We start from the raw sequence: 12,401 nt of genomic DNA on the forward strand, positions 1-12,401 counted from the left end.
CCATGAGCTGGCTACTCGACCAGATCCTGGACTGGCTGGCAGCGGCGATCCTCGCCAGCCTGGACACGCTGTTCGGGGTGATCAGCAGCGCGCTGCTGATCACCCCGAAGGTCACCGCCCTGCCGCAGGTGCAGGCCCTGACCGGCCGCTCGGTGCTCGTCGTCGACACCGTCTTCGTCCTCGCCTTTGTCGCCGCCGGGCTGCTCACCATGACCGCCGGCGGCAGTGAAACCACCCGCTACACGGCCAAGGACCTCGTTCCGAGACTGATCGTCGGATTCGTCGCCGCGCACTTCTCGCAACTGTGGTGCGGCATGCTCATCGACCTGGCCAACGCCCTGACCGGCACGCTCACCACACCCGAGGGCGACAGCGACGGCGCGCTGCGCGCCATCAAGACGAACATCCTCGCCGGGCGGGACACCACAGCGGTGCTGCTCTTCGTGATCTGCGTGGCGATCATCGCCGTCCTGCTCGCGGGCACCGCGTTCAGCGTGATCGTCCGCTTCACCGTCGTCATCGTCCTGACCGCCTTCGCGCCGCTGGCCCTCGCTTGTCACGCGATGCCGCAGACCGAACCGGTCGCCCGCATGTGGTGGCGGTCCTACGCCGGTGTACTCGCCGTACCCGTGGTGCAGGGCTTCACCCTCTACGCCGGGCAGTGGATGCTCACCGACGCCGACCACCTGCTGCCGGTGCTCGGACTGCCAGTGGATCCGGGCGGCGCGATCAACCTGTTCGTGGTCATGGTCATGCTCTGGACGACGCTGCGCGTGCCGTCCCTGATGCGCCGCTACGTGACCACGGGCAACAGCGGCCGCGGCGTGAACATGCTCGGCGCCGCCGTGCGGGTCCTCGTCGTGCAGCAGGCCACCCGCTCCGTTCCCGGCCTCGGCCGCGGGCTGAAGGCGGTCGGCCGATGAGCCGCCACGACGACCACGCCGATGCGGGCCGGGTGCGGATGCCCGCGGACGTCGACGCTCCCGACAAGGTGCTCTACGGGCTGACGTTCCGGCAGCTGGCGATCCTCGCCGTCGCCGCCCTCGCCTTCTACGGCGTCTGGCGGGCCCTGCATCAGGTCGTGCCCGCGCCGGTGCTCGTCGGCGCCGCCGTTGTCGGCGGCGGCCTGGTTTTCGGTGTCGCTGTCGGCCGTCGCGACGGCCTGCCATTGGACGTGTGGCTGCTCGCCGCCGTCCGTCACGCGCGGGCTCCCCGCGCGCTGTCGACAACTGACACGACGTCGAAGACACCGGACTGGGTGCAGGCGCCGACGACGAAGGTGATGTTGCCAGCACCGCTGAAGCTGCCCGCCGACGCCATCGACGACGGAGGGGAGATCCGACTCGGCGCCGCGCGAGCGGCGATGGTCGCCACGACGAACGTCAACCTCGCGCTGCGCACCGGCGATGAGCAGGCGGCCCTGGTCGACACCTTCGGCCGCTGGCTCAACAGCTTGTCGACCCCCACACAGATCGTGGTGTCGGCGCAGCCGGTGGACCTGCACTCGGCCGCCCGCAGCCTCGCCCACGCAGCCATGCAGCTGCCGCACCCGGCGCTGACAGCAGCGGCCAGCGACCACGCCCGCTTCCTGGACGACCTCGCAGCGCGCAAGGATCCGCTGCGCCGGCAGGTCCTCATCGTCACCGGCACGAGCGCCAGTGAGCGTGGCGAGCACACGGCTCGACGGCGCGCCGACGACACGGTCCGCGCCCTGTCCGGCCTCGGCGTCACCACCCGCGCCCTCGACGGCCCGGCGGTCACCGCGGCGCTCGCCGCGGCCGCCGACCCCTACCGGCCGCCACGGCCCGGCGGCCTCGCGGCCCCGGACACCGTCATCACCTCACCCACACCCCGTCAGCGTCACCGGCACGGAAGGAGCCGACCGACATGAAGCTGCGCCACAGATCCCAGCCTGCCGACGGTGGCCGCCAGCCGGACGGGCTGGCGGCCGCCGTCGCCCCCGCCGCCGTCGAGGTCACCCCGCGGTTCCTGCGCGTCGGGGACGGCTACGCCGCCACCCTCGTGGTGACCGGCTACCCGGCCGAGGTTGGCCCGGCCTGGCTCGAACCCCTGTTGTCGTGGCCGGGCCGGCTCGACCTCGCGTTGCACATCGACCCGCTGCCCGCCCCGGTCGCCGCAGCCCGGCTGCGCAACCAGCGGGCCCGCTTCGAATCGTCCCGTCGGGCGGACGCGGACCGGGGCAAGCTGACCGACCCATCCGTGGAAGCGGCGGCCGACGACGCCGCGGACCTCGCCCAGCGGTTGGCGCGCGGCGCGGCAAAGCTGTTCCGCGTCGGCCTCTACCTGACCGTGCACGCCCGCACCGAGGACGAGCTCCGCGAGGCGTGCGCGCAGGTGAAGGCAGCCGCCGCGTCCACGTTGATCGAGGTGCAGCCGGCGACGTGGCGGCACCTGGCCGGGTGGACCACCACCCTGCCCCTTGCCACCGACAGCCTGCAGATGCGCCGCACCATGGACACCGCCGCTCTCGCCGCCGCTTTCCCTCTCGCCAGCGCAGATCTGCCCGCGCCGCTGCCCGGCGACCCGCCCGCCGACGGCGGGGTGCTCTACGGCGTCAACCCCGACTCCAGCGGGATCGTGTGGTCGGACCGCTGGGCACAGGAGAACCACAACAGCGTCGTTCTTGCCCGCTCGGGCGCCGGCAAGTCGTACTTCGTGAAGCTGGAGATCCTGCGCAGCCTCTACCAGCAGGTGCAGGTCGCCGTCATCGACCCTGAGGACGAGTACCTGCGGTTGGCCGACGCGGTCGGCGGAGCCGTGGTCCGCCTCGGCGTCGCCGGCGTGAAGGTCAACCCTCTCGACCTGCCGGGAGGTGACTCCCGCCCTGACGTGCTCACCCGCCGCGGCCTGTTCCTGCACACCCTCGTCAGCGTGCTGCTGGGCCAGCAGCCGCCACCGGCGGAACGGGCTGCCCTGGACCGGGCGATCCTGGCCGTCTACCGGGCCGCGAGCATCACCCCGGATCCGGCCACCCACCACCGGCCCGCCCCACTGCTTCGTGACCTCGCCGGCTGCCTGCACGCCGACACCGACCCCGCCGCTGGCCAGCTCGCCGCCCGCCTCACCCCCTGGGTTGAGGGTTCCTTCTCGCACCTGTTCGACGGGCCCACCACCACCCGCCCCGACGGCCACCTCGTGGTGTGGTCGCTACGGCACCTGCCCGACGAGCTGCGCACCGTCGGCACCCTCCTCGCCCTCGACGCGATCTGGCGGCAGGTTGACGCACCCAGCCGGCAGGCCGCGCGGCGGCTCGTCGTCGTGGACGAGGCGTGGCTGCTCCTGCGCGACGGTGAAGGCGCCCGGTTCCTGTTCCGCATGTCCAAGGCCGCCCGTAAACGCCACGCCGGCCTGACCGTCATCACCCAGGACGTCGCCGACCTGCTCGGCACCGACCTCGGTCAAGCCGTCGTCGCCAACGCCGCCACCCAGATCCTGCTCAAGCAGGCCCCGCAAGCCATCGACGCCATCGGCGACGCCTTCGGGCTCACCGTCGGCGAGCGGCGGCTGCTGCTCGCCGCGCGGGTCGGCACCGGACTGTTGATCTCCGGCACCAACCGGACCAGCTTCGAAGCCATCGCCTCGCAGGCGGAGCACCAGCTGTGTACGACACGGCCGAGCGAACTCACCGACCTCGACGAGGGAGACGACCTGTGACCCCACCCGCCGCATACCTCGCGGCCATCCTGACCTTCACTCCCCATCCGACCGGCCCAGGCGCCGACGTCGTCGTGCCGCCCACCGGCATTACCCGCTGGGTGTTCGAGGCCGCCGCGTGGCTGGGGCAGCGGCCGTGGCTGCTCGCCGTCCCCGCCGGCTTGCTCGTGGCGCACGTCGCCGGCCGCAGTCACCTCGCAGCGTGGCGGCACCGCCGGCACAGTGCGGGCGCAAGGCTCGTGACGATCACCCCACCCCCCGAGGTCGACGCGCACTGCGCGTCCGCGCTGTGGGCCAACCTCGCCGGCACCCTCACCCCGTCCCGGCGCCGCCGCTGGCTCTACGGCAGCCCTCACGTCGCCTGGCAGTACACCTGGACCGGACGACGATTGCTCATCTCCATCTGGGTACCCGGCACCGTCCCGCCCAGCGCCGTCCAAGCCGCCGTCCGCGCCGCTTGGCCCGGCGCCGCCTGCACCACCGACGACACCCCCGCCCCACCCATCCCGCTCGACGTGCCCACGGTGGTGGGCGGACAGCTGCTGCCCACCGCCGCCGAATGGCTGCCCTTGCGCATCGACCACGACAGCGACCCGCTGCGTGCGCTGATCTCCGCCGGCTCGCAACTGCGGGCCGACGAGCACGCCTGCGTGCAGATCCTCGCCCGCCCCGCCGCACCCCGCCGCGCCTTGCGCGCCCGACGCACCGCCGGCAGGTTGCGCGACGGCAAGACCGCCATACCCGCGATCAACCCGGCCGCGCCGCTGCTGTGGCTCGTCGAGGCATTCCTACCCGGCCGCACCCCCAGCCCCGCCAGGTACGGGCAGACGGGTCGCCGCGACCCCGGAGTGGAACGCGATGTCCGCGCCATCCTCGACAAGACCTCCCACCCGCTGTGGGAGACCGCCATCCGATACGCCGTCGGCAAGGACAGTCGACGCGCCGGCACCGACCAGCGGCCACGGTTGAGGGGCATCGCCGACACCATCGCCTCCTCCTTCGCCGTGTACTCCGGCCGCAACCGGCTCACCCACCGAGCCCGCATGCCCGCCCCCGCCGCGGTCCTCGCGCGGCGGCGCCTCGGCGCCGGATTCCTCACCTCCACGCCCGAACTGGCCGCGCTCGCCGCGCTGCCCCAAGATCTGGCCGTCCCTGGCCTGGACCGTGCGCGGGCGAAGTCCATGCCCGCACCGGTCGCCGTCGCGACCGGCGGACGCGGCACCAAGGTCCTCGGCACCGCCGAGGTCGGCGGCCACGGCGTGGCCCTGTCCGTGTCGGATGCGAGGTATCACCTGCACGTGATCGGCTCCACCGGCAGCGGGAAGACGACGCTGCTGGTCAACATGGCCGTCGACGACATCACCGCCGGCCGCGGCACTGTCGTCATCGACCCGCACGGCGACATGGTCCTCGACATCCTCGACCGGCTTCCCGCCTCTGTCGCCGACCGCCTCGTCATCTTCGACCCGGACCAGCCGAATCCGCCGACCATCAACCCTCTCGCCGGCGACGACCCCGACCTCGTGGTCGACAACCTGGTGTCGATCTTCGGGAACATCTTCGCCAAAGCGTGGGGCCCCCGGATGGACGACGTCATGCGCGTCGCTTGTCTCACGTTGTTGCGGCACGCCAACGTCACCCTGCAACACATTCCACCCCTGCTCAACAGCGCCCAGTTCCGGTCGGCGATGACCGTCGACCTGGACGACCCGGCCGGCCTGTCCGGGTTCTGGCAGTGGTACGACGAGCTCAACCCCGCTCTGCGCTCGCAGGTCATCGGCCCCGTCCTCGCCCGCCTCCGCGCGTTCCTCCTGCGCGACTTCGTCAAGCGCACCATGCGCTATCCGCGCTCGAGCTTCGACATGGGCAAGGTCCTCGACGGCGGCGCGCTGCTCGTGCGCATCCCGAAAGGCCAGTTGGGGGAGGACACCAGCAAACTGCTCGGCTCCCTGGTCCTGGCGCAGGTGTGGCAGGCCGCCACCGCCCGCGCGCGCATCGCCCCCGACAAACGCCGGGACGCCACCCTGATCATCGACGAGGCCCAGAACTTCCTCACCCTCGCCAACAGCCTCGACACGATGCTCGCCGAGGCCCGCAAGTACCGGCTGTCCCTCGTCCTGGCCCACCAGGACCTCGCCCAGTTCCCGAAGGACCTCCTGGCCGCCGCCTCGGCGAACGCCCGCAACAAGGTCTACTTCTCCTGCGCGCCCGAGGACGCCCGCGTGCTGGCCCGCCACACCCTGCCCGAGCTCGACGAGCACGACCTGACCCACCTCGACGCCTACACCACCGCGACGCGTCTCGTCGCCGACGGCCGCCAGACACCGGCGTTCACCATGAAGACGCGCCCGCCGAAACCGGTGGTCGGGGAGGCGACCGCGATCCGGCAGGTCGCGGCCGAAGCCATCAAACCCCAGGACACCAGCGCCATCGACGCCCTCGTCGAGCGGTTCTCTCGCCCAGACAACAGCGACCTGCCCACCGGAGCGGACACGCGCGACGCCCGGCGGAGCAGCCGCCCGTCCCGCCCCGCCTGACCACCAACCACCGTGTGTCCGGCACCGTCGCTGTCAGCTGCGGTGCGGGCTGATCCGGCGGCCCCGTGGGCTTTCCGTGACGCCTTCCGCTGCGGCTTCACCGCGCCTTCACCACCTCTCACGCACGTCCGGCCCCGCACCGCAGCCCTGTGTGGCTGTCAGCGCAGCACGCCGCCGTGAGGGCCTCCGCCTGGGCGGCGGTGACATTTCCCGACTCCCTCCCCATGGGAGGGGTCACCCTTCGTCTACTCCCTGAGGAGATCCCTCATGTCCCGCGAATCCACCAACCCCGAGTCCCGCCCGTCCCGCTCCCCCTCCAGCAAACTGCAGCGGCTGGCCCACCTGCGTCGGCTGACCCTGCGCGACCGTCAACTCCTGGCCTGGCTCGCCGAGCACTATGTGCTGTCCACCGCCCAGATCGCGGCGGCCCTGTTCCCGTCACCGCGCTCCGCGCGGCTGCGCCTGGCCGCCCTGCACCGCATCGACGCCGTGCACCGCTTCGTCGACGTCACCACCGGCGACGGCCAACACCTCTACACCCTCGGCCCGCTCGGCATGCTCGTGCACCCCACCACCTACACCGACCCCGACCACCCTGACGCCCGGCCGCCGCGCTCCAGCATTGAACGCACCGAACGCACCATCGGCAGCCCCCGCCTGCGGCACCTGCTCGGCGCCAACCAGCTCTTCATCGACCTGCACGCCTACACCCGCACCGACCCCACCACCAAGCTGGTGCGGTGGTGGTCCGAGCAGCACGCCACCACCGCCTACACCCTCGCCGGCATCCGCCCCGACGGCCACGGCATATGGTCGGCCGCCGGCCACACCGTCGGGTTCTTCCTCGAGCACGACAACGGCACCGAACCCCTGGGCAGGGTGCTGCGCAAGCTGCGCGGCTACGAACGCCTCGCCGAGTTCGGCCCCCGCTACCCCGTCCTTCTACGGGTACCGACCCGCCGCCGCGAAGCTCACCTCCTCGACGCCCTCGCCGGCGTGCCCACCGTCATGCCCGTGGCCACCGGCCTACACGACGAGCACCCCGCCGGACCCGCCTGGACCCTCGCCACCGAGCCCGGCCCTCGCCGGTGGCTGCACGAACTGCCCTCCAACCACGGCCCCCGCAACACCGCCACGAACCCACACCGCTACACCGACCCCGACGGCGACCTCTGACACCCAGGCCCCGCTCACAGCCGCTCACACCGCAGGTCGCGGCCCAGCCACGCCCTTCAGCGGTTGGGTGACTGTCACATCGGAAGATCGACTGTGAGCGGATCGACCACTCACAGCGCGACACACCTCAGCCGCCCGACAGCGGCTGTTGATCTCTCACGGTGCAGGCCAACGGCCCTTCCTGCCACTGTCGCGCCGGAAATGCGCTGTGAGTGGCAGCCGCTACCTTTGCGGCAACACCACACCCCAGATATCGCTCCACCCCGGTTCGGTCCCGCCTCAGGGATCCCCCGCCGCACCCCAGCGGTACGCGACGCCCACCCGCTTCGGCCGGTCGGCACGCGCCCGCGCGGCGACCCCTCGAGGTCGCACCAGCCACCCACGCCAGCTCTTCCCTTGATCCGACCCACGTACCCGGTGGGCCGGTCATCCCTGCGCGCCCGCGCGCACCTCATCGAAGGAGGACAGCCTTATGTCCACTGTCAACGGCGCCCCGCTGACCCGCCACGGCAGCCGTGTGCCAGCCATCCCGACACGACCGGCGTCGGCGAAGGCGACCCCGGCAGCCGCGCCCCGCCCGGTCCGCACCCGGCCCACCACCGCGCGGCCAACCGTCACGCCGGCCCCGACCATCGCCACGATGGTCATCTGCCTGCCCGACGCGCTGCCCGCGCAGGCTCTCACCGGCCACCAGCTCGACACCCACTTCGGTGTCACCGGCACTCTCGCGCCCCATTTTTGGGCGGTCGCGCAGCTGCGTGTGTGGCAGCGCCAGCAGATGATCGGGCTGCGCAAGGGTCGACCCGCGCCGTGCGCGGGCGGACCGGTTCGCCTGCTCGACCTGCAAGGGATGCGCCACGCCGCCGCGGTCGGCGCCGGGATCCGCTACCAGATCTGGCAGCAGGTCGTCCACGGCACCCGAGCCGCCAACCCGTGGCCGGCGTTCGAAACCCGCCACCTCACCGACCCCGACCGCTACCCCCTCGACACGGCGATCGCGGACTTCCACGCCCAACCCCGCGTCCACGCAATGCGTCTGCACGCCGCCGGCGCTCCCGGCCCTGGCCAGCCCGCCATCGGAGAGTTGGAGATGTATCAGGCGGGGCAGATGGCCTACCAGCACTACCGCGCCGCCAGTGCCGTCGCCGGCGATGCGATGCTCACCGCCGACGGCCGCAAGATCGCCCCGGCCAGCGACGCCCTCGCCCACCGCATCACCTACCTCGAGCAGGCCCTGGCCCACCTCGACACCCTCGACCCCGATCAGCGGCTACTCGCCGTCGCCTTCTAGACCCCACCCCCAAGCCCTCGGTCGAGGGCACCCGGAAACCCGCTGCCGGCCCAGCCCAGCTGGATTCCCCCAGCGATCGGTCCATGCCGTGTCAACCCGCAGGGCCAGCTTTCCTGCTGCCAACGACGCACCGCAGCTGCCTCAACGGCCAGCTGCCACACCGCCGCACACAGCGGCGGTCAGTGCTCTACAGGCCGGGCGCCCCGGGCCAGGGGCGCCCCCTCCCGCCCGGCCTGAAACAGGCCGCCGTATTCCTCTTCCAGCCCCATCTGCAGGAGGTTCCTCGCACGGCGTCCGCATCGACGGCGGGTTGCCCCTCGCGCAGCACGCCATGGCCTGCCCGGCCCACCGCCTCACCGGGGCACACGGCATCGAGCCCTCGTTCTCACCGCACCCAGCCGGCGCCCGCCGGCCGATCAGTCATTCCTTCCCACGCGCGCCCGCCACGCCCCCGGCTGGCAACCGACTGCGGCGCGGATCTCGGGATGTCCCGAGATCCGGTCGTCGCACTTGATCAGTGACGCGGTCAAAGCGTGGATCACTGCTGACCTCAACACCAGGAAGGACGTGCCCATGACGGATGCAACGCAGCCCGTGCCGGCGCACACGATGTTCACGGTCCTCGCCGCGCTCAGCGAGCTCGGCGAGGCCACTGCCACGGCCGTGGCCGAGCACGCCGGGCTCGGCTATTCCACGGCGACGGCGAAACTGCGCGCCTGGGAGAAGACCGGGCAGGCCGAGCGGTTCCGCAGCGACGACAACCGCGCCATGTGGCGGTTGACCGACACCGGCCGCACCACCACCGCCACGCCACCCTCCACCCAGGAGGCGGCTGACACACCATGCAGCGGGACCCCGGTCGCCACCTCGGACACCGCCACGCCGACCGATCCCCTTGGCTCCCCTGGCGTGCCCCAACGGGACAGCGAGCCCCCTGTACCGGCAGAGCAGGACACGGACGAGGCGTCCCCGGCCCTGGCTTCCGCCGGTGGCGCACCTGCTCCGCTGGACACCGTCACGTCTTCCAGTGGCGGTGACGAGCAGCGGTCGCCCTCGGAGGAGGCAGGCCACGACCGCCAACAGTCCGACGCCGCGCCCGACGACGCCGAGGCCGAGGGCGAGGGCGGGTCGAACGCCGACCCGCAGGGGCAGGCAACCGCAACGGGGAATGGCCGCCGGGTGAAGGGCTCCCTGCGGGGCGCGGTACTGGACATCCTCGAGGCCCACCCCGACCGGCAGTACAAGACCAGTGAGTTGTGCAAGCTCATCGACGCCGCGAACGCCGGTAGCGGCGCGAGGAAAGCCAGCCAGGGCGCGGTGTTCAACGCGGCGATCAAGCTGGTCGCCGCCGGCGCGCTCGTGCAGACCGTCGAACGCCCGGCCACCTTCCAACTCGCCCCCAACGATGGCGGCCAGTAGCCACGACTCGTCAAGGCAGCCCGAGGGCGGGCGTCGAAGTTTGCTGCCTCACGCCCGCCCCCGGTGCTCCTTCGTGCGAAAGGAGCAACTCAGTGTCTCTGATCCTGCAAGGAATCGTCACCACCGTCGGCGGGATCCTCGCCGGCCTCGCCCTCGCCGGCACCCTCCTGTGGCATCAACAGCAAGCCCTCGACGCGGCCCGCTACCAGGCCACCCACGACGAGATCACCGGCCTGCCCAACCGACGGCTGTTCCTCGCACGACTACGCACCGCCCTCGCCGACCGGGTGGCCGTCGGGGTGGTGCTACTCGACCTCGACGGGTTCAAGACCGTCAACGACAGCCTCGGCCACGACACCGGCAACCTTCTGCTCGCCCACGTCGGCCGGCTCCTCGCCGCCCTCGACGCACCCGTGGAGATCGCCGCAAGGTTGTCCGGCGACGAGTTCGCCCTCCTGGTGCACGGCGACCACCAGGACGTGGCCGCAGCCGCCCGCGCCGCATGGCAGGCCATCGGCGGCGCCCCCTTCCGCCTGACCAGCGGCGAGGTCAGTGTCAGCGGCTCCGTCGGCTACACCCACAACCCCGCCCACCTGTCCGCGAACCCCCGTCAACTGCTGGCCGAGGCGGACGCGGCCATGTACCACGCGAAGCGTTCCGGTGCCGGTGTGCACGGCCACCATCCCTTGGCCGCCCCGGTGGGACGCAGCCGCGACCGCCACCACCACTGACAGGTCTGACGCCTTGAGGGCCCCGCAACCACCCGGTTGCGGGGCCCTCCCCTTTTCCGCCCTGACAAGGGAGATCGCTGTGCTGTCCTTCACCGCTGTCCGCGCCCTGGCCGGTTGCCTCCTGGCGACCGACGTCGACGCCGAGCATCTGGGCTGGGGCCAGCCGTCGACGCTGCTGCTCATCCACACCCGGCCCCTCCACACGGCCTCGCCCGCGCACGCTGTGCGCAGCGTGGAATTCCCGCTGCGCCGCGACGACCTGCTCACCGGCTCCGCTGGCCTGCCCGCCCTGCTGCACCGCCTCGCCGCGGGCTTGCGCCAGCCCGACGCGGCAACGCCCTACCGGGCCACCCTCGACACGATCGTCCGCCTGATCCGGGCGACGGAACCCGATGCGCGGCTACTGGCCTGGGCCACCTGCTACGACGACATCCTCTCCATTGGCGACGCGCCACGGCAGGCCCGCCGGATCGACGCCGTCGACACCGATGGCCGCCTCTACCAGCTCAGCCACCCGCGCGGCGATGACCACCCGCTGCTGCTCATCGACGACAGCCCCGAGCCGAGCGACGTCCCCGCCACCTATCCCGGGCTGACCGCCCTCCTCACCGCCACCACCCAAAAGGCCAGCAGCGGCGACCACGGGACGCATGGGAAAGCCGGGCCGTTGCGGCGACCTGACGGCAGCGACGAAGAGCCGATCTTCATCACGTGGGGGCCCGACGGGACGTCACTGCGCTGCCAGGTGTGCGGGGCCGTTGACGAGTTCGTCCAGGACGAGATGCCGTCCATGGCCGGCTACGGCGAAGACACCTACATCCGCTGCAGCCGCTGCGGATCCGCCGAAACCAGCGACCCCATCTTCGGCTGGCGCGCCAAGCCCGCCCCTTGGCCAGCACCGCCGAAACAGGACGGCCCGTGACCATCCCGTCCCGCGTCTCGGCCACCGGTCCGCGCACCTCGCGCCTCCCATTCCCGCATCTGCTGAAAAGGAGCTCTGCCCCGTGAGCACCCACTGCTTCGTCGGCACCACCGATGTCGCGAACCCGCACCTCGTGCACGCCCGGTTCGTGCTCCTCGACGGCTACCCGACCGTCGTCGTGCCCGCCCTCGCCGCGATCTGGGCCGGCCACGCCCGCCGCGACGCCCACGCGCTGAGCACCACGATCCTCGCCTCCGACTGGGAGTACCTCGACCCGGCCATCACCGCCACCACCGAATCCGGGTTCGCCGGGCAGCGCCCGGTGCCCGGCGTCGGCATGACCCTCGCCAGCACCACCGACGGGGCCATCGACGCGGCGGAACCCGTCACCGTGTTCCCGCTGTCCCACGCCCGGCACCTCGACGCGGAATGGATCTACCTGATCGACCCGCTCACCGCCGAGGTCGCCGTGCACACCGACGACGGGCAGCACCTGGCCCGCTACCGGCTCGCCGGCTGCCTGCACCCGTCACCGGATGCCACCTGCACGCCCGTGAGCCGTTCCCCCGCAGCGCGCCACGCCCCACATCAGGCTGCGGGAGCCCCGCGGTGAGCGGGCGCGGTCTGGCTGCAATCGCCGCTGGGGTGCT

At 72.1% G+C, this 12,401-nt stretch carries 11 protein-coding genes; 10 read left to right on the forward strand and 1 reads right to left on the reverse strand.

All coding sequences use genetic code 11. From position 1 onward, the window contains the following. Positions 1 to 2 precede the first annotated feature (2 nt). The 5 genes from ACQP12_RS22360 (at position 3) to ACQP12_RS22380 (ending at position 7,388) form a co-directional block, all read left to right on the forward strand. The gene (locus ACQP12_RS22360; protein WP_433281724.1) at positions 3 to 923 is read left to right on the forward strand and encodes a hypothetical protein; all 921 of its coding nucleotides are present in this window, start codon (positions 3 to 5) and stop codon (positions 921 to 923) included. Further along, the gene (locus tag ACQP12_RS22365; protein WP_433281726.1) at positions 920 to 1,891 is read left to right on the forward strand and encodes a PrgI family protein; all 972 of its coding nucleotides are present in this window, start codon (positions 920 to 922) and stop codon (positions 1,889 to 1,891) included. Before ACQP12_RS22360 ends, ACQP12_RS22365 begins: the two co-directional genes overlap by 4 nt. Then, positions 1,888 to 3,675 carry a VirB4 family type IV secretion system protein gene (locus ACQP12_RS22370; protein ID WP_433281728.1) on the forward strand — a complete coding sequence of 596 codons (1,788 nt, stop codon included), beginning with the start codon at positions 1,888 to 1,890 and terminating at the stop codon, positions 3,673 to 3,675. Before ACQP12_RS22365 ends, ACQP12_RS22370 begins: the two co-directional genes overlap by 4 nt. Positions 3,676 to 3,749: 74 nt before the next feature. Next, on the forward strand, positions 3,750 to 6,212 hold the full coding sequence (locus ACQP12_RS22375; protein WP_433289373.1) for a type IV secretory system conjugative DNA transfer family protein: 2,463 nt from the start codon (positions 3,750 to 3,752) through the stop codon (positions 6,210 to 6,212). 267 nt (positions 6,213 to 6,479) lie between these two features. Beyond that, entirely contained in the window at positions 6,480 to 7,388 is a 909-nt protein-coding gene (locus tag ACQP12_RS22380; protein ID WP_433281730.1) for a replication-relaxation family protein, read from the forward strand. Between the two features lie 426 nt (positions 7,389 to 7,814). Here the strand turns inward: ACQP12_RS22380 and ACQP12_RS22385 are convergent, their stop codons facing one another. Beyond that, the gene (locus ACQP12_RS22385) at positions 7,815 to 8,036 is read right to left on the reverse strand and encodes a hypothetical protein (RefSeq protein ID WP_433281732.1); all 222 of its coding nucleotides are present in this window, start codon (positions 8,034 to 8,036) and stop codon (positions 7,815 to 7,817) included. On the opposite strand from ACQP12_RS22385, the gene ACQP12_RS22390 reads away from it, so the two are divergent. The 5 genes from ACQP12_RS22390 (at position 8,029) to ACQP12_RS22410 (ending at position 12,364) form a co-directional block, all read left to right on the forward strand. Next, complete coding sequence (locus ACQP12_RS22390) at positions 8,029 to 8,679, forward strand: hypothetical protein (protein ID WP_433281734.1); 651 nt, start codon at positions 8,029 to 8,031, stop codon at positions 8,677 to 8,679. The two genes, ACQP12_RS22385 and ACQP12_RS22390, sit on opposite strands and share 8 nt — an antisense overlap. A 510-nt stretch (positions 8,680 to 9,189) precedes the next feature. Further along, positions 9,190 to 10,098, forward strand: a complete 909-nt coding sequence (locus ACQP12_RS22395) for a MarR family transcriptional regulator (protein ID WP_433281736.1) — start codon at positions 9,190 to 9,192, stop codon at positions 10,096 to 10,098. Positions 10,099 to 10,190: 92 nt separating this feature from the next. Continuing rightward, a complete protein-coding gene (locus tag ACQP12_RS22400; RefSeq protein ID WP_433281738.1) occupies positions 10,191 to 10,829 on the forward strand; it encodes a diguanylate cyclase domain-containing protein in 639 nt (212 codons plus the stop codon). A gap of 79 nt (positions 10,830 to 10,908) precedes the next feature. Then, the gene (locus tag ACQP12_RS22405; protein ID WP_433281740.1) at positions 10,909 to 11,751 is read left to right on the forward strand and encodes a hypothetical protein; all 843 of its coding nucleotides are present in this window, start codon (positions 10,909 to 10,911) and stop codon (positions 11,749 to 11,751) included. 82 nt (positions 11,752 to 11,833) lie between these two features. Beyond that, on the forward strand, positions 11,834 to 12,364 hold the full coding sequence (locus ACQP12_RS22410) for a hypothetical protein (RefSeq protein WP_433281742.1): 531 nt from the start codon (positions 11,834 to 11,836) through the stop codon (positions 12,362 to 12,364). Positions 12,365 to 12,401 lie beyond the last annotated feature (37 nt).

The sequence above is a fragment of the Micromonospora sp. CA-244673 genome (genome assembly GCF_050948395.1).
Classification (GTDB): Bacteria; Actinomycetota; Actinomycetes; order Mycobacteriales; family Micromonosporaceae; genus Micromonospora.

Coding starts and splice junctions, on each gene's coding strand:
- ACQP12_RS22365 (WP_433281726.1), top strand. CDS start 920: ATGAGCCGCCACGACGACCACGCCGATGCGGGCCGGGTGCGGATGCCC.
- ACQP12_RS22370 (WP_433281728.1), top strand. CDS start 1,888: ATGAAGCTGCGCCACAGATCCCAGCCTGCCGACGGTGGCCGCCAGCCG.
- ACQP12_RS22360 (WP_433281724.1), top strand. CDS start 3: ATGAGCTGGCTACTCGACCAGATCCTGGACTGGCTGGCAGCGGCGATC.
- ACQP12_RS22380 (WP_433281730.1), top strand. CDS start 6,480: ATGTCCCGCGAATCCACCAACCCCGAGTCCCGCCCGTCCCGCTCCCCC.
- ACQP12_RS22385 (WP_433281732.1), bottom strand. CDS start 8,036: ATGACCATCGTGGCGATGGTCGGGGCCGGCGTGACGGTTGGCCGCGCG.
- ACQP12_RS22390 (WP_433281734.1), top strand. CDS start 8,029: ATGGTCATCTGCCTGCCCGACGCGCTGCCCGCGCAGGCTCTCACCGGC.